The 16,528-nt window shown below is 58.4% G+C and carries 17 protein-coding genes; 14 read left to right on the top strand and 3 right to left on the bottom strand.

What is annotated here, in order from left to right; translation table 11 throughout:
* Nucleotides 1-116: 116 nt before the first annotated feature.
* From RMO15_RS21965 to recG, 3 genes are all read right to left on the bottom strand, one after another.
* Nucleotides 117-350 carry a hypothetical protein gene (locus tag RMO15_RS21965; RefSeq protein ID WP_309717205.1) on the bottom strand — a complete coding sequence of 78 codons (234 nt, stop codon included), beginning with the start codon at nt 348-350 and terminating at the stop codon, nt 117-119.
* Between the two features lie 12 nt (nt 351-362).
* A complete protein-coding gene (locus tag RMO15_RS21960) occupies nt 363-611 on the bottom strand; it encodes a hypothetical protein (protein WP_309717200.1) in 249 nt (82 codons plus the stop codon).
* Nucleotides 612-700: 89 nt separating this feature from the next.
* Complete coding sequence (gene recG / locus RMO15_RS21955) at nt 701-2,776, bottom strand: ATP-dependent DNA helicase RecG (RefSeq protein WP_309717197.1); 2,076 nt, start codon at nt 2,774-2,776, stop codon at nt 701-703.
* A gap of 610 nt (nt 2,777-3,386) precedes the next feature.
* Between recG and RMO15_RS21950 the strand changes: the two genes are divergently transcribed.
* From RMO15_RS21950 to RMO15_RS21885, 14 genes are all read left to right on the top strand, one after another.
* Complete coding sequence (locus tag RMO15_RS21950) at nt 3,387-4,952, top strand: ATPase, T2SS/T4P/T4SS family (protein WP_309717194.1); 1,566 nt, start codon at nt 3,387-3,389, stop codon at nt 4,950-4,952.
* Between the two features lie 3 nt (nt 4,953-4,955).
* Nucleotides 4,956-6,182 carry a type II secretion system F family protein gene (locus RMO15_RS21945; protein ID WP_309717192.1) on the top strand — a complete coding sequence of 409 codons (1,227 nt, stop codon included), beginning with the start codon at nt 4,956-4,958 and terminating at the stop codon, nt 6,180-6,182.
* A complete protein-coding gene (gene gspG / locus RMO15_RS21940; RefSeq protein ID WP_309717187.1) occupies nt 6,183-6,596 on the top strand; it encodes a type II secretion system major pseudopilin GspG in 414 nt (137 codons plus the stop codon).
* Entirely contained in the window at nt 6,596-7,153 is a 558-nt protein-coding gene (locus RMO15_RS21935) for a hypothetical protein (protein ID WP_309717184.1), read from the top strand. Before gspG ends, RMO15_RS21935 begins: the two co-directional genes overlap by 1 nt.
* The gene (locus tag RMO15_RS21930; RefSeq protein ID WP_309717182.1) at nt 7,146-7,553 is read left to right on the top strand and encodes a type II secretion system protein; all 408 of its coding nucleotides are present in this window, start codon (nt 7,146-7,148) and stop codon (nt 7,551-7,553) included. Before RMO15_RS21935 ends, RMO15_RS21930 begins: the two co-directional genes overlap by 8 nt.
* The gene (locus tag RMO15_RS21925) at nt 7,543-8,286 is read left to right on the top strand and encodes a hypothetical protein (protein ID WP_309717179.1); all 744 of its coding nucleotides are present in this window, start codon (nt 7,543-7,545) and stop codon (nt 8,284-8,286) included. Before RMO15_RS21930 ends, RMO15_RS21925 begins: the two co-directional genes overlap by 11 nt.
* Nucleotides 8,283-9,521 (top strand): helix-hairpin-helix domain-containing protein, encoded by a 1,239-nt coding sequence (locus tag RMO15_RS21920; RefSeq protein WP_309717176.1) that lies wholly within the window; start codon nt 8,283-8,285, stop codon nt 9,519-9,521. The genes RMO15_RS21925 and RMO15_RS21920 overlap by 4 nt, the downstream gene beginning before the upstream one ends.
* 11 nt (nt 9,522-9,532) lie before the next feature.
* The gene (locus tag RMO15_RS21915; protein WP_309717173.1) at nt 9,533-10,816 is read left to right on the top strand and encodes a PilN domain-containing protein; all 1,284 of its coding nucleotides are present in this window, start codon (nt 9,533-9,535) and stop codon (nt 10,814-10,816) included.
* A complete protein-coding gene (gene pilO, locus RMO15_RS21910) occupies nt 10,813-11,403 on the top strand; it encodes a type 4a pilus biogenesis protein PilO (protein WP_309717169.1) in 591 nt (196 codons plus the stop codon). The genes RMO15_RS21915 and pilO overlap by 4 nt, the downstream gene beginning before the upstream one ends.
* Nucleotides 11,396-12,136: a hypothetical protein gene (locus RMO15_RS21905; protein WP_309717166.1), complete on the top strand. Its 741-nt coding sequence runs from the start codon at nt 11,396-11,398 to the stop codon at nt 12,134-12,136. The genes pilO and RMO15_RS21905 overlap by 8 nt, the downstream gene beginning before the upstream one ends.
* Nucleotides 12,136-14,832, top strand: coding sequence for a secretin N-terminal domain-containing protein (locus RMO15_RS21900; protein WP_309717162.1), 2,697 nt, complete (start codon nt 12,136-12,138; stop codon nt 14,830-14,832). Before RMO15_RS21905 ends, RMO15_RS21900 begins: the two co-directional genes overlap by 1 nt.
* 99 nt (nt 14,833-14,931) lie before the next feature.
* Nucleotides 14,932-15,213: a DUF503 domain-containing protein gene (locus RMO15_RS21895; RefSeq protein ID WP_309717159.1), complete on the top strand. Its 282-nt coding sequence runs from the start codon at nt 14,932-14,934 to the stop codon at nt 15,211-15,213.
* A gap of 13 nt (nt 15,214-15,226) precedes the next feature.
* Entirely contained in the window at nt 15,227-15,649 is a 423-nt protein-coding gene (gene rbfA, locus RMO15_RS21890; protein WP_309717156.1) for a 30S ribosome-binding factor RbfA, read from the top strand.
* A gap of 1 nt (nt 15,650) precedes the next feature.
* Nucleotides 15,651-16,528 (top strand): bifunctional oligoribonuclease/PAP phosphatase NrnA (locus tag RMO15_RS21885; RefSeq protein WP_309717154.1); only part of this gene is annotated, 878 nt, incomplete at its 3' end.

Raw genomic sequence — 16,528 nt, 5'->3', positions numbered from 1 at the left:
AGCCATCTCCAATTTCTGCATCTGCTCGAATAATACGGGGATGTCATCTACCCGTTCCGTGATAAGAGTGAGCGTTTCGGTCATGAAACGAGGTTACCTCAAATTTGCTAAACCCCTCAAAAAATGAGCGAACCATGAGTAGACAGGCCACGTGAGAGCCAAATACCATGTGTGCCAGAGACGGTATTGTAGCCCAACATTGCAAGGGCAAAACTGGGATAGATGCCCAGAATCGCGACAATGATAGTGCCGAAGCAGCCAAGATGTTGCTTCTTTGTGATGCGTTTGAAGAGTGCCTCAACACATGCCAAGGTAATGGCGAAAACAACAAAGGCAACGAGGTACTCCATAGGGACGCTCTATCAGCCTTGGTCAGGAATCTCGGGAAGGGCGAGCGGGCGACCCTTGGGGCCGTTGTAGAAGTAGAACTCGTCCTTGCTGTCCACAAGTCCTTGTAGCATAGGCTCATCGGTGTCGAGACGAATGCCCTTACGCGTCGCCTCCTGATCCAGAAAGAGCCGCAGTCGCTCCAGCTTGATGTCCTCGGTCAAGTTCCCCTTGATGGCAAACGCCACCGCCTTGATAGATACCGTGAGTTTAGTTCCTCGCATGATTATTCTCCCCAGAGAGTATATCCCGCCCGTCCTCGCGCCGACGAGCGACGCAAAGGCTATTGCAGACGCCGATTTCAATCGGTGGATCATGGGGCGGCGATCAGCGCCTCCGAAGCACGTTTGTGAGCGGCGACGGCCTCGGCGAGAAGCTGGTGCTCGGGACGGGAGAGCTTCGGGTCGCGGCTGAGCAGGTCGAAGGCGTCGGTGCGGGCTTCGAGGAGAATGTCCTGGTCGCGGAGCACATCGGCGACTTTTAGGCTCGGGATGCCGGACTGGCGCGTGCCAAAGAACTCGCCAGGGCCGCGGAGCTTGAGGTCCTCCTCGGCGATCACGAAGCCGTCGCTGGTGGCGCACATCACCTCCATACGGGCCGTGCCATCGGGCGTACTGGGGTCGGCGAGGAGCACGCAGAACGACGCGTGCTCGCCGCGCCCGACGCGGCCTCTGAGCTGGTGGAGCTGGGCGAGGCCAAAGTTGTCGGCGTCCTCAATCACGATCACCGCAGCATTGGGCACGTCCACGCCCACTTCAATCACCGTGGTCGCCACTAATACCTGGTGCTCGTTCTTGCGAAATGCCTCCATCACCGCGTCTTTCTCGTCGCTTTTCAATTGCCCGTGGAGCAGGCCGATGGAGAGCTCAGGGAAGACATGGGTCTTGAGATGCTCCGCGAGGTGCGTCGCCGCCTTGGCCTCGCGCTTCTCGGACTCCTCGACCAGCGGGCAGACGATATAGGCTTGACGGCCCTGGGTCACCATCTGCTTGATGCCTGCGTAGACCTTGTCCTGCTCGGCGCGCTTTTTCCAGTGCGTGCGGATCGGCTTGCGGCCTGGTGGCAGCTCATCCAGAATTGAGACATCGAGGTCGCCGTAGACCGTGAGCGTCAGCGTGCGCGGGATCGGAGTGGCGGTCATGACCAGCACATCCGGGCGAACGCCTTTGTCCGAGAGGGCGGCCCGCTGGAGCACGCCAAAGCGGTGCTGCTCGTCAATCACCACGAGGCCGAGCTTATGGAAGCCGACGCTCTCCTGGATCAGTGCATGGGTCCCGACGACGATATTTGTCTCGCCACTGAGCAGGCGCTCTTTGACTGCCGCTTTCTCTTTGGCGGGCCGCGAGCCGGTGAGCAATTCCACGCGCAGGCCCAGCTCCTCAAGGCGTGCACGGATACTCTTGAGGTGCTGCTCGGCCAGGATCTCCGTGGGGGCCATGAGCGCCGCCTGGTAGCCACCCCGCGCCGCAATCGTCATCGCGGCCATCGCGACAGCGGTCTTGCCGGAGCCGACATCGCCCTGGATCAGCCGGTTCATCGGGGTAGGGGAGGCCATGTCGTTGCCTAGCTCCGCGATCACGCGGTCTTGAGCGCTGGTAAACGTGAAGGGGAGCACGGTGCGTAGCTCCATCACGGGGCCAATCGCATCGGGAAACGTGATGCCCGGCTGACGCGCCACTTCCCGCTTCTTCTCCGCGACTAAGAGCTGGAGCGCGAGTAGCTCCTCGTACGCAAGACGATGTCGGGCGGCTTGCAGCGCTTCATCGCTCTCGGGGTAGTGGATATTGCGGAGCGCGGCCTCGATGCCAGGGAGACTACGGCGTTTGCGGAGTGCTTCGGGCAGGGCATCGGCAAACTCGCTGGCGCAGAGGTTGACGGCCTCGTAGGCAAAGCGGCGCAAGCGGGTCTGGGAGAGCCCTTCCGTGAGCGGGTAGACGGGGACAATACGGCCAATGGCGAGTGAGTCCACCGCCCCGTCTTCGTCGATGGCCTCCCACTCTGGCGAGTTCAGCTCGGGGGCGTAGCGGCGCTTGACTTGACCATACGCCACGACTTGTTTGCCGATGAGCTTCTCGAAAGTGGCTTTCATGCGCCACTGGTTGAACCACGTCAGCGACGCCACTACTTTGGAGCCGTCATCCAGCGTGACTTTGGTGATGACTAATTTATTCCGGAGGGGCTTGTTCTCAACCGCCGTCACCTTCCCTAGAATCGTCGCAAACTCACCGTCGCGCACGTCCCCGATCTTCACAAAGCGTGTGCGGTCTTCGTAGCGGCGTGGGAAGTGCCCGACGAGATCCCGGAGCGTGCGTATCTGTAGCTTCCAGAGCGTCTCGGCCAGTTTCTCCCCGATTCCTTTGAGCTTCGTGACAGGTAAGTCGGGGTTCATCGCGTGCCCATTGTACCCGACCAAACTCCGCCATTTCGCCGAGTTATTGTGGAGATTCTTATCCTCGTACTCAGATCCTGAAACGCACATTCCAGAGTGTCTTGCCAGCGGCCTCGCTCTCAAATATCCCGCTGGTGAGGATGGTCGCTCAGGGAGCCACACAGCCTTTAGGGCTCTCCTATCCGTTTCATGGAAACCCACTGGGAACTGGCACCAATATTATTGAACAAATCTACTTTGGAGGTGGTGGGAAGCTGATGTCAGAGCGAAATGAGCATGCCTTCTCAGGAAAATATACTGTTTTTATGTGCTTGTAATCTTGTCTATGTGGATGGTCATGCGAAATTTAGTAATGTTTGTGCGGTTGTTGGGGAGGCCGATCCCTATTGATCGTAAATCGGAACAATGAAAAGGCTGAGACAAGTGTCTCCGGTTTTTTTGTTTTTACTCTTACGGACGGAGTTTAGGGCCTTATGCACGATTGAATAAGATTAAAAAAACATGAAAGGGAACTTCCCCTATGGTTTCATGTTTTTTTCACGATGATAATTATAATATGAGTAAGGGACGCGAACTTTTTGAGACGTGGGACGTCGCCGATTTTGAAATTATGACTGCTTCTGAACCAATCACGCTACCTAACCTGGAGGACGCTTTTGAGAGCGTAAACCTGGAGACAACACGCCCTCAAGACGAGGCCGTGTCACTGGTTCCGGGGGACTTTGCCCTCAAGCACCAGATCCTTCCGCTGATGCTCGATCACGGAACCCTAGTCGCGGCGATCGGAAGTCCGCTTTCCCTCAATGCTGTGGACGAGCTTGGGGTCTTGCTGCAGCGGCCTACGCGCGCGGTTTTAGCGCCTGCCGCTGTCATCAAAGAGAAGATCGAGGAGATTTTTTTAGAGAAAATTCTCGCCGGGATTCCAGGACAAGGCGACGATGCCAACCTGATAGATGCCGACGAAAACACGGACCTGGCGGATCTGCAGAAGATGGCGGGCGAGACTGCAGTGGTGCAGATGGCAAACCTGATCTTTGCGCAAGCAGTGCGGGATGGGGCATCGGATATCCATATCGAGCCCTACGAAAAAGAGATGAAGGTGCGTTTCCGCATTGACGGCATGTTGCGGGACATGATGGCTCCGCCCAAGCGCATGCATGCCGCAATCATCTCTCGTCTGAAAATCTTAGGCGAGATGAATATTGCAGAGCGCCGCTTGCCCCAGGATGGGCGCATCAAAGTGACGATTGCTGGCCGCGCGATTGATGTCCGCGTCTCGATTGTCCCGACGGTCTTTGGGGAGCGCGCGGTGATGCGTATCCTGGATAAGGGCACCGCGATGCTGGGCCTCGCCGAGCTAGGAATCCAGCCGGACATGCTAGAGCGCTATCGCCAGATTATCAAGGTGCCGTATGGTGTGATCCTAGCAACCGGCCCAACCGGAGCAGGTAAGTCCACCACGCTCTACGCCTCGCTCCAAGAGATCTGGTCCCCGACGACCAATATTCTGACGATTGAAGATCCGGTCGAGTACCAGGTGCCCGGTATCAGCCAGATTCCGGTACGCGCCGCGATTGGCCTGACTTTTGCTAATGGACTGCGTAGTATTGTTCGCCAAGACCCTGATGTGATTATGGTAGGAGAGATTCGAGACCACGAGACGGCAGAAATTGCCATCCACGCCGCCCTCACGGGGCACCTCGTGTTCTCTACCCTGCACACCAATGACTCGCCCGGCTCCGTGACCCGCCTTCTGGACATGGGAGTGGAGCCCTATCTCGTGGCCTCGTCACTGATTGGGGCTGTGGCTCAGCGCCTGGTGCGACGTGTCTGCCCGAGCTGTGCCGCACCCTATACTCCTGAGAGTGAGATGCTTGAAGGCGTCGGAATCGCCCCGAGTGACTGGGCGGGGACGACTCCCTTTCGTAAGGGCACCGGCTGCGAGAAGTGCCAGGGAAGCGGCTACAAAGGCCGTGTTGGTCTCTATGAGCTCTTTGTGATTGATGAGCCGGTTCGGCGCATGACCGTTGATCGGGCTAGCTCCAATGAGATGAAAGACTACGCCATTAAAACCTATGGAATGCGGACACTTTTAGGCGATGGTAAGATTGCCGTTCTGGCGGGAAAAACCACGCCAGAAGAAGTTCTGCGCGTCTGTCAGAGGGAGACACTCTAAGCCATGTCCGCGCTGAGTTTTTCGTATGTTGCGATGGATGCCAGCGGCGCACGCCGCACGGGTGTTATCGAGGCGGAGACCAAAGAAGCGGCACTGGCACGGCTTGATGCGGAAGGGCGCTTTGTTCTTGAGATTGCGGAGTCGAAGTCCTCAGCGGTCGCGAGCGCGGGTGCAGCGACTTTTGGCAGCCGCCGGGCACCGTCGCGGCAGGAACTGGCTCTCTTTACGCGCCGCCTCGCCGATCTCTCCCAAGCGGGCCTGCCCTTGGATCGCGTCCTACAAGTGGTGGCCGAGCAGTCCGAGAGTATCGTGCTCAAAGAAGTCTCAGACCAGACTCTAGAAGATGTTCGCTCGGGAATGCCCGTGAGCCAGGCGCTTGCCAAGCACCCGAAGTTCTTCAACGATGTCTTTACCCAGACACTGCGTGCCGGTGAGGCCAGTGGGCAGTTTCCGGAAGTGGCAGGGCGGCTTGCCGACTTTCAGGAAAAAGAAGTGGCGCGACGGAGCCAGATCAGCGGTGCACTTGTTTATCCGGCCATTCTCGCCTTCACGGCAGTCTTTGTGATCTTGTTTCTGCTCTTCTTTGTTGTCCCTAAGCTCTCGGGAGTCTTTAAAGATCTAGGCAATAACCTTCCTGTGACCACCAAGATCCTTCTGGCGAGTACGGACTTTCTTTCTCAGAACTGGATTTTGGTTTTGAGCGTCGTTATCGGTGGCTATGTTCTGATACGAGGCTGGTTGGCGACGGCCAACGGTGCGTATCTCCGGGATAAGTTTTTGTTGAAAGCGCCGCTGATTGGGCCGGTGGTGATGAAGGCGACAATCTCGCGATTTGCGCGCGTTCTCGGTACACTGGTCTATGGAGGCGTCCCGATCTTAGAGGCACTCGACATTGCTGGACTCTCTGCCGGGAATCGAGTCTTTCAGCTGAGTGCCAAAAAAGTGAGTGAGGAAGTTCGCGATGGGCGGCCCATCGCCGAGTCCATGCGTGATACGGGGACATTTCCCCCTGTACTGACACACATGGTTGCCATTGGTGAAGAGACAGGGGACTTACCCCGGATGCTGGGTCGGGTCTCCGATAGCCTCGACTTCGAGGTTGATACCGGGATGCGTCGTCTGGTTTCTTTGGTGGAACCCGTGATTGTTCTATCCATGGGAATCTTTGTTGGGTTCGTGGTTCTTTCGGTGCTCTTGCCGATATTTCAAGCGCAGGAAACAGTGAAATAGATGAGAAGACAAAAACGTGCTTTTACGCTGATTGAGATGCTGGTCGTGGTGTTGATCCTGGCCATTCTTGCAGCGCTGATCGTCCCCCGTGTGGTTAACCGCACCAGTGATGCAAAGCGTGCCAAGGCGGCGAGTGATATCGCCACACTCTCCAGCTTGTTGCAGCAGTACCGTGTAGACACGGATCAGTTCCCCACCACGGAGCAGGGCCTCAATGCGCTGCGTGTCCAGCCGGGTGATGTGAATGGCTGGCGTGGGCCCTATACCCAGAAGGAAATTTCGGGTGATCCCTGGCAGAATGAGTATGTCTATGAATCTCCGGGGCCGGATGGTCAGGACTTCATAATCGCTTCCTACGGCGCCGACGGCGCTCCGGGCGGCGAGGCCGACAACTCGGATATCACGAGCGAATAATGGCTGCCTACCCCCCGGCCCCCGCCCGGCGGGGGAGCTTTTTCACGCTGATTGAGGCGACGGTGGTAATCACGATCCTGGCTCTTATGGCTGCGCTTGTGATTCCCAATGTTGTTGCTCTCAAGCGCTCCCAAGACGTGCAGACGCTCAAAGCGAGTGTCTTACGCTTGCCTGTGGAGGCCCAGAATGAAGCGCGTCTGAGTAAGAAAGCCATAACACTTCGGGCAGAAGGCGGCGACACCCTCATCATGGAGCGTGCCGCGGAAGAGGGCGAGTCGCCTACGGAAGTAAAGCGAATCGCACTGAGCGGGGGGCTGATGCTGGATTCGGCGCAGTCTGAGGGGCAGAGTGTGGATCTGTCGTCGTGGGAGTGGACTGTTTACCCCGATGGCTCTGCCGTACCCGGAAGGCTGGAGCTAGCGGAGGGAAATCGCATCTTGAGCCTGCGCCTACCCGGTGAAGGAGAGCTTCCACGCTGGATCAGCGCCAGCTCCTCGAACGCAAACGAAGCCGGTGAGGAGCGCTGGAGCGCAGGGGAGCTCGAACAGCGTGGCTAAGAGGTTTGGGGGAGCAAAAGCCTTCACTCTGATTGAGGTGCTGGTGACAGCGACTCTAGTAGGGGTGGCTGTGGCGGGAACGCTGACGGCGATTGGGTCGCTCTCGCGGGCCGATGTGTCCGCTCGGAATGCAGAACTGCTTCAGCGGCTGGCAAGTCAGAAGCTGGCTGCCCTGAGAGTCGAAGGGGATCTCCGTACGGCGGAGACCAGCGGGGACTTTTCGGCAGAGGGCTATGCGGATGCGGACTGGAGCCTTGAGCTTCAGACGACTGATGATGAAAACGTGGAAGAGGCGACGATCACGGCGACGCGGGGAGACTCCCAGCAGACACTAAGTGAGCAGGTTTTCTTCCCACCTGAGACAACAACGACAACCGGAACGGGGACAAGTGGGCAATAAACGACGAAAGGTACGGGCAGGGATCTCTCTGCTGGAGCTGATGGTGGTGCTCGTGATGATGGGCTTTCTCACCTATGCGCTCACCTACGCCTTTACCGGAAGTATTGATGTCCAGCGCCGCCAGGCACAGCGCCAGAGCGAGCAGAACCCCACCGCACGAATCGAGCGGCGCATTACCCGACTCCTTACCGAGGTGATCCTGTCGGAAGATACCGCCGATACGATGACGTATTTTGTCGCGGCAACCGAAGGAGATGGGGCGCTCGGAGCGGATCGCCTGACATTTACCTCCACGGCTCTGGGATTGCCACTCACGACGCAGCAGAGCACGGATGACTTTGAGACCCAGCATGAGGCGCGTGGGCCTCAGGGCGGCGTTGCGGAGATCTCTCTTAGTACCTCAGCCGTGGGCGATGCGGGGAGCAAAGTCGGGCTCTTTGAGCGTCTCCAGGTGCCCGCGGATGGCGATGTGACCCAGGGAGGCACGGAGTCTCTTCTGGAGTCGTCGGTCACGAGCATTGGTTTTGAGTTCTATGATGGGACACAGTGGGTGACGGTTTGGGACACGACGGAAGAAGGGGGCACACGGCGGCTCCCGGCAGCGGTGCGGGTTAGCTACACCCTGGCAACGGATACAGCAAACCAGACCCATAGTTTTGTGGTGCCCCTTCCCACCAGTGATGTGGACGCCGACAACCCCGCCAACGCGACTTCGACAGGAGGCACCGCATGACACGTCGCCGAAGTGAGCGTGGAGGCGTGATGGTGCTGGCGCTGGTGGTGCTGGCGGGGTTGCTGGCCATGCTGGCGGTCTTTGCTGCCAACCAGCGTGCCTACCTCACCGCAACACAGTACACGCTTCGAGACCGTCGTGCTGAGGCGGCGGCGCGTAGCGCTCTGGCCATGTCCCTCTCCGCACTTCAGGCCGTCGATACGAACCTCGTTAAACTCGACGATGACTGGGCGATTCTGGGAACTAATGGAACAGATGTCACAGAGCTAACCGGAGGCGCTACCTACCGAGTCCAACTTCTCGATGCCGGGAGCCGTCTGAATATCAATACCCTCACCGAGGCGCAGCTCCAGAACCTTCCCATCACCTCTGAGCAGACTGCGAGCCTTCTCGACTGGCGCGAGGCGGAGGTGACACCACGAACCGAGGGCGCAAAAGACAGCTACTACGGAGCGTTGACGACGCCCTACAATGCTCGCTTAGCGACGCTGAAAAGCCTGACGGAGCTGGCTCTGATCAAGGGCTGGACTGCTCGGACGCTCTACACTCCCAATGCGGAAGACATCACGACAAGTATTCCTCTGGAGGATGTTAATGGGGAACCGCTGGCGCTGGCGGGAGTGCTGACGGTCTCTAGCGGCGCACCCAATACCCTCGCTGCGGGGGGAGCACGCACCAACGTGAACCAGCAAAACCTCAATCCGCTGACTCTGATTCAGCTTGGGTTGCCCGCCCAGCTTGCCACACAGGGGCCGTTTACATCGTTTGCGAACTTACTCGGGCGAGCGGGTGTCGCTCCGCAGGCGGCGCAGCAAGTGCTCGACTCGGCGACCTTTACGACAGAGACTCGCCTGACCGGGAAAGTCAATATCAACACGGCATCCGAGTCGGTTCTTGCACAGCTACCGGGTGTTACCTCCGATATCGCCAGCTCCATTATCACCCGGCAGAGCACGGGGTTCGCGACTCTGGGGGAGCTCTCCAGTATCCCCGGACTAACCGGCGCAACTCTGGGGCAGGTGGCCGATGCAGTGTGCGTGGGCAGCGATACATTTCTGGTGCGGATCTGGGGAGAGAGTGGTGGTGTTGGCGTGGCCTATGAAGCAGTTGTCGGAATTCGCAGTAGTCGTGCACTAGTGCTACAGCTAGAGCGCATCAATACGACCAGTATCCCTGCGTGGTGGAGCTGGGAAGAGGCAACGACAACGTCGGTGTCTTCAGGAGGGAATCAGTGAAAAGGAGAGCGTTGCCAACCCTCCATCTGGAGTGGGCTCCGGGCTCAGTGCTGGCGTTGGACCGTGCCGATGATCGTCGCGCACGGGGCACAAGCATTGATGAGCTGGGGCGGTTTGTCCGTGGCCATAAAGAGGCCCTCGTCGGCGTGAGTCGGAGCTGTGTCTTTCTGAAGGCGATTCGCCTGCCCAAGGCCACTCCCGAGGAGCTTCGCCGCTTGGTGAACCTTCGGCTGGGTCAGCTTTTTCCTCTGCCTGCCAGTGAGCTCGCCTTTGATGCCTACCAGACCGAGGATCACAACCTAGAAGGCTGGCTCACGGTCGTGGGGGCGATGCGTGCAAGTGACCTAGTTAAGCTTCGTCTGGAGCTTGCGGATGCGGGGCTCAAAGCGACGGCTATTTTTCCCGTCGCGCTGGCTTCTGCTGCTGTTGCCGCGCGTCCCGATGCTTTGGTGGTGGATAAGCTACCGACAGGCATGACATTGGATGTCGTGCAAGATGGCGTGGTGCGCTTTAGCCGTGTGGCCGCGGAAAATGCGAGCGTGGGGCAAGAGGCGCAGCGCACCCTGATGTCGGCGGGGGCAGGCAAGCTCGAAGTCGTGCGGGGCCGGGCACTGGAGCTACTTCACCTGGCACCTGAGTTCTCGTTTGCTCTCAATGAAGACCGAGCCAAAGAAGAGAAAAAACAGCTTGGTGCCAAGACACGCCTCTCGATTCTCTTGCTGATTTCGTCTTTGATGCTGGCAGGTTTTATCTGGGTTGAGCATTTTGAGGCGCAGTCGAAAGTGGATGTTGCCAAGGCTAAGTGGGAATCCAAGCTCAAGACCCTGCGGGCGACTCGGGACGCCGAGCAGACCAAAGCCAACCGTGCTACGAGCATGAAGACGACTCTAGATCGTGCGTTTCTTCCTGCCCAACCGCTGAGCGATATGGTTCTGGCAGCCAGTAGCGCACTGCCTGAGGGGGCCTGGCTGATTGGGATAAACACGGAGCGTGGAAAGCCTGTCCAGCTTCGTGGCACCGCCAAGCGCGGCGAGCTCGTCGCTAAAGCAGTGGACTCACTCAGCGCCAGCCCGCGCTTCCGTGATGTTAAGTTGGTCTTCGCCAATGGAGCTAAGGTTGCCGAGCAGCCGGTAGTACAGTTCAATATTACCGCGACCGCTGTGGGGAATCTTCCCATGCCCGTGCCCGATAAGGCAGGGAAGAAGGGGGCACGAAGTAGCTCGTCACGCGCCAAGGTTGCCTCTGCAACGGCAAGTGGCTCAAGTAGTACAAGTGCTTCAGGAGGGACACCGTGAAAAAATCTTTCCTCAACTTCAAGAACCCGCAAGAGGCGGGCCCAAGCGCAGTGATGCTAGCCGCACTGGTCATCCTGACGGGCTCTCTAGGCTACATGCTCCTGGTGAAAAGGCCCACGACCGAGGGAATTGCCATGGGAAAAGAGCGTAGCCGAAAAGAGCTTCTGGAACAAATTCAGATGACCCAGATTAGTGGTCAGCAGACACGCGCTCAGCTCTCCGCCCGGCTCTGGCAGGGGGACCCTGACACGATTGCTGCCTCCGTCCTGGCACAGCTCACCCAAGAAGCGACCGCGCGAAAGCTTAAGCTCTCCGCCTTCCGGCCTCAGCGCGTTCTGACTCTGCCGGAGCTATCCGAGCTTCCCTTTAGTGTCCAGGTCTCGGGGCCGTACCCAGCGGTGCATGCCTTTGCGGCCACACTGGATCGTCCTAGCAGTAAGCTCGCACTGCGCTCGTTCCAGCTTGCTTCCAGCGATGCGGGCTCGAATGCGGTGACGGCTACCCTAGGGCTTTGTGCTTATGCGCCGAGTCAGCCGCCAACCGTGAAAAATGCGCCTACCAAACAGGAGGGATCTACTCGTGGCTAAGATCAGCAAACCCACGGCCTGGTTCGCGTTTCTGGCGCTTGTGGGAGGCGTGGCGTTCTATTTCCTCTCCGAGCCTGATGCAGCGACTAAACGCAAAAAAGGCCCTGTCATCGGGACACACATCAAGGCTCTTGATGGCTTCACCGAGCTGGACATGACCGCCAAGTTCCCTCGGTTCTCCGCGCCATTTCGAGATGTCTTTGCACCCAAGATTCTTGTCAAGAAGACGCAACCTCTCGGGGCAACGTTAGACAAGACTCTCCTTGAGCCCAAAAAACCTACCTGGGCTCTGACCGGGATATTTGTCCAGAACGGCGTCCGACTAGCACTCTTAGAGAATGCAGTCACAGGAGAAAGTCAGACGGTGAAGGTGGGGGAGAAGTGGATGGGGCAGCCAATCCTCGCCATCAAGTCTGATAGTGTGATGTTTAGCAATGGCACGCAGATGGTTTTTGCGGAGCCGCCTGAGGAGAGTGCCCCTGCCGCCGTCTCACCTGTCTTGTTGCCGGGAGCACCCACTGTACCGAGTGGGGTAACTGTTCCCGCAGCTGTTGGCACGCAGCCTGGCGTAACCCTTCCTCCTCTCCCTCAAATAAACCCTGGTTCGCAAGGTGGTGGTGGCCGCGGGAGCCGCCGCCAGCGTGCAAACCGTGCAGGTAACTCTGAAAGCACGCCCATTAGTCTTAACTTGCCGCCTGATGTGGCACCGACGCAACCTACAGGAAATTCCTAATGAAAACAAATCTGTTCGCTCGACATTTTCCCCTGCTATTACTGGCTGTAGCCTTAATGCCCTCTGCGGCCCATGCCCAGTTTGACCAGTTCGGTGGTGGTGGCTTCGGGGGTGGGATGGACTTTCCTAAGCCTGTTTGGGAGCAGTTCAAGCTTAATCCTAAGACACGCCTGAAGCTAGACTTCCGCAATGCCAGCATAGATGCGGTGCTGAGTGTCTTTAGCAAGGCCAGCGGAATTGCTATCGTTAAGGACCCTGCGCTTACCGGCGGAATCACGCTCCAGAGCCCGACCGATCAGCCTCTCAAAGATGCCTTTGCCCAGCTCAATGCGATTCTTGGTCTCAAAAACTTTGATCTGACCAAGAGCGGCAATTTTTTGGTCATCAAAGCGCGTCCTCAGTCGGGGCGGGGTGGCACTAGTGGACGTTCGGGCAGTGGATTTCCCACAGGTTTTGACCCCAGTATGTTTTCTGGTCGGGGCAGCTCCAGCTCCTCTAGCCTGGCTCCCAAGGTCTACCAGCTCAAGTACGCCAGTGCCAGTCAGGTGGCGCGGGTGATCAATGATGTCTTTCAGGGCTCTGGCCAACAGTCCAATCCCTTGGCAGGCCTTGGAGCACTCATGGGCAACGGTGGTGTGCCGGGAGCAACCGGCGGAGCGCCAACCCCGCCCACAGGGGGCACTCCTCCGCCCAATGGCCCTAACCCTGGCCCCGACCCCGACCCGCAGCGTGGTGGCTTTGGCGGCTTTGGTGGCAGTAGTAGTGGGCGCAGTGGCTTCCCCAGCTTTGGTAGCCAAGGTGGCTTTGGGGGGCTGAGTAGTCTCTTTGGGGGACGTGGCGGAAGCACCACGGTGGTGCGTGCCTCTGCCGATGACTACTCGAACTCAGTGATCGTCAATGCGCCGACGCGTGAGCAGGATCAAGTGGCGGATCTGATCGCGGAGATTGACAAGCAGACCGAACAGCCGCAGAAGTCGCAGGTCTTTAAGCTTGATTTTGCTACCGCGTCGGATCTGGTGACCGTTGTGCAGAACGTGCTGATCGCCAATGTCCCTCGGGGCCGGGGCGGCACCACGGGCTCCCAACAGCCGATTGACCAGCGCTTTGGCGGTGGTGGCGGCTTTGGTGGCTTCGGCGGCTTTGGGCGCGGCTCATCGGCGGGAGGGCAAGGCAACGTGGTGGCGGAGGCGCGCACCAACTCGCTGATCATTACCGGAACGCAGGAGAATCTCGATCTGATAGGCAAGGTGGTGAAAGAGCTGGATAAGCCCATCACCTTTGAGAACAGCACGTTTGTGATCACGCTGGAGAATGCCCGCGCGGATCAGCTTGCCGATGTTTTGAACCAGAGCTTTGGGAGCCGCACAGGGGCGCGAACGACGGCGCGACCGACGGGACTGACGGGGGCAACGAACCGTACCAATACCAACAACCGCAACACGGGCGGCGGCAATGCGCCCGGGTCGCTGGGGCGGAGCCAGGATCAACCGGATGGCCCACTCTCGGTGGGACTTGCCGATCCAATGGCGGCTGCGGGTGAGCTCGCGACCAATGTAACCGTTCAGCAAGGCTTCGGCGGTTTTGGTGGCTTTGGTGGTGGCGGCTTCAGTGGCTTTGGCGGAACGGGCTCCTCGCGCTCGTCGCAGCAGGCACAGGGAACCCGTGGCCTGGACTCCAATGGCCGTGTGGTCAACCTACGCGATCTCACGGGACAGGTGACGATCATCCCGGATATCAACACCAACAGCGTGATTATTGTCACCTCACCTCAGAACCGGGAGCTGCTCCAGCAGATCGTGGACCAGCTCGATAAGATCCCTGAGCAGGTGATGATCGAGACGGTGATTGTGGAGGCGAGCCTAGATGCGAACAATAAGCTAGGGGTGGAGTGGAACTTCACGCAAGGCAAGATTCTTGGTGAGACCGGAGCACGAGGCGCGGGCTCTTCATCTTTTGGGGGCCAGGCAAGCACGACGCAGCCTCAGGGCTTGCGCTACACGCTCACAGGTGGGCAGTATGGTGCGTTCCTTCAGTCACTCCAGACCGACTCCCGTTTTGAAGTGCTCTCCACGCCGCGTATCTTCACGAGTAATAATGCCACCGCGGAGATCAATATTAGCCAGAGCCTGCCGTATGTAACCAGCACACAGACCAACGGACAAGGGGTTCAGATCTTCAACTATGCGTTTCTTGATGTGGGTATTATTCTCACTGTCACGCCGCGTATCACGTCCAATGGCTTTGTCACGATGGATGTCACCCAGACCGCCAACGACTTTGTGCGCTATACGGACTTCAATGCGCCTGTGGTGAACCAGCGTGAGGCACAGACTACCGTGAGTGTGAAAGACGGTGAGACGATCGTGCTCGGAGGCATTATCAAGAGCTCTGTCTCTGCAACTACCAATAAGCTCCCGATCTTGGGCGACGTTCCGATTCTGGGCAAGCTCTTCCAGTCCAACACAACCACCAAGAGCAAGACGGAGCTACTCGTCTTTCTGACACCCCGCATCGTCCGCGACCCGGAGGAAGCTCGCAAGCTCCGCGATAACACGGCAAGGCAGATGCAGTCCAAGCTGAAAGATAAACTACCCGAGTTCAATACCACGCCCGATAAAGACAAGCTCAAGCCCGTCGAGAAGCCTAAAACCGACGATAAAATTCCGCCCGTCGAGAAGAAGAAAACGGACGAGTAGCTCTGAGCGGTGAGGGCGATATAATGAGTCCGGCATGGGAGTCTCTCGTGCCGGATTTTCTTTTGGGTGTCCGCGCCAAATACTACGCGGGCTTTGCACATGCATATCGGTGTTTTGACCCTCTCCGTCTCTATCGGCTATGCCGACTCTCTGAAAGATAAACGCCAGGCGATAAAGTCTCTGGTGGCTCGCGTTCGCAACAAATTCAATGTCTCTATCGCGGAAGTGGATGAGCTGGATGCCTGGAGACGGGCCACTCTGGGAGTCACCGTGGTCAGCAATAGCGCGGTCTTTGCGACCCAGGTGCTCCAAAAGGTGATAGATTACATAGACAACGATGCCAATGTCGTCCTAGATGACTATGGTATCGAAATGATTTAGGAAGAGGGCTCTTATGCCAACACTGCGACAGGCACGGGTTGCCGAGATGATCAAGCGCGACCTGTCCGAGATTTTAAGTAAAGACGTGGGCGATCCCCGCGTCGCACTGGTGAGTGTGACCGATGTGGAAGTGGCGCAGGATTTTTCCATTGCTAAAGTTTTTATCTCCGTGATGGGCGATGAAGAGGAGAAAAAAGGCGCGATGAAGGCTCTGCGCAACGGCGCGGGGTTCATCCGGGGACGGCTGGGGAGCATGCTGGAGCTCCGCACCGTACCGATGCTAGTCTTCCGCTTTGATGAGGGCATCGAGCGCGGTGTGCGGATGTTTGAGGTTCTACGCGAGGAGAAAGCCTTTGCGGCGAGCCTGCAGCCCGCTACGGAAGAAGAACTCGCGGCGGTTCGCGATGCGATGGCGGCGGAGGACGGCGACAAGTAAGATGGCGATTCCCAACAATCCCCATGCCCCGCTGGATCGGGAAGGACTTGACGAAGCTGTGCAGGCAGTCTGGAGCGCGACCAAGATCGTGCTGGCCTGCCATGTGAATCCCGACGGTGATGCGATCGGCTCGATGCTGGGCTTCGGGCTGGGGCTGGAGGCACTGGGTAAGAAAGTTGTCTTTCTTTCTGCCGACGGCATTCCGGAGAACCTGATGTTTCTTCCGGGCGTGGAAAAGCTCCAGACCCACACGGATCGCCTAGACTTTGAGCTGGGCGTGGGGCTCGATGCGGGGGATCTGAAGCGTCTGGGTAGCAATGCGGATACCATTCTCTCCGCGCCGCTCGTGATGGACATTGACCACCACGTGACGGGCGGGCAGTTTGGTCAGGTACGCCTACTCGATGCCACGACAGCGTCTACAGCGGAGCTGGTCTACGATTTACTACTCGCGCTAGGCGTCGAGATCACGCCCGAGATCGCCCAGTGCCTGCTCTGCGGCGTGCTGACCGACACGGGAAGCTTTCGCTTCTCCAACACCAAGCCCCGCACGATGGCCGTCGGAGGGGCGCTGATCGCCGCGGGAGCCTCACCCACCGTGATCTACGAGGCCGTCTACGAGAACGCCAGCTTTGGCGCACAAAAGCTCTTGGGCCGTGCAATGGATCGCATGGCCCGCAGCGACAATGGCAAGGTCGTCTGGGCCTGGGTGACACAGTCCGACTTCACCGAGCTAGGTGCCAACGACAAAGACACCGACGGAATCGCCACCGCGCTCCGTGCTGTACGAGGCGCAGAAGTCGCGATCTTTTTGCGCCAGATGCCCTCCGGCAAGATGCGAGTCAGCCTGCGTGCCCAAGACCCCTGGGATGTCGCCTC

This window comes from Armatimonas sp. (genome assembly GCF_031410135.1).
In the GTDB taxonomy this organism is placed as follows: Bacteria; Armatimonadota; Armatimonadia; order Armatimonadales; family Armatimonadaceae; genus Armatimonas.
This window is presented reverse-complemented; position numbering and strand designations above follow the sequence as displayed.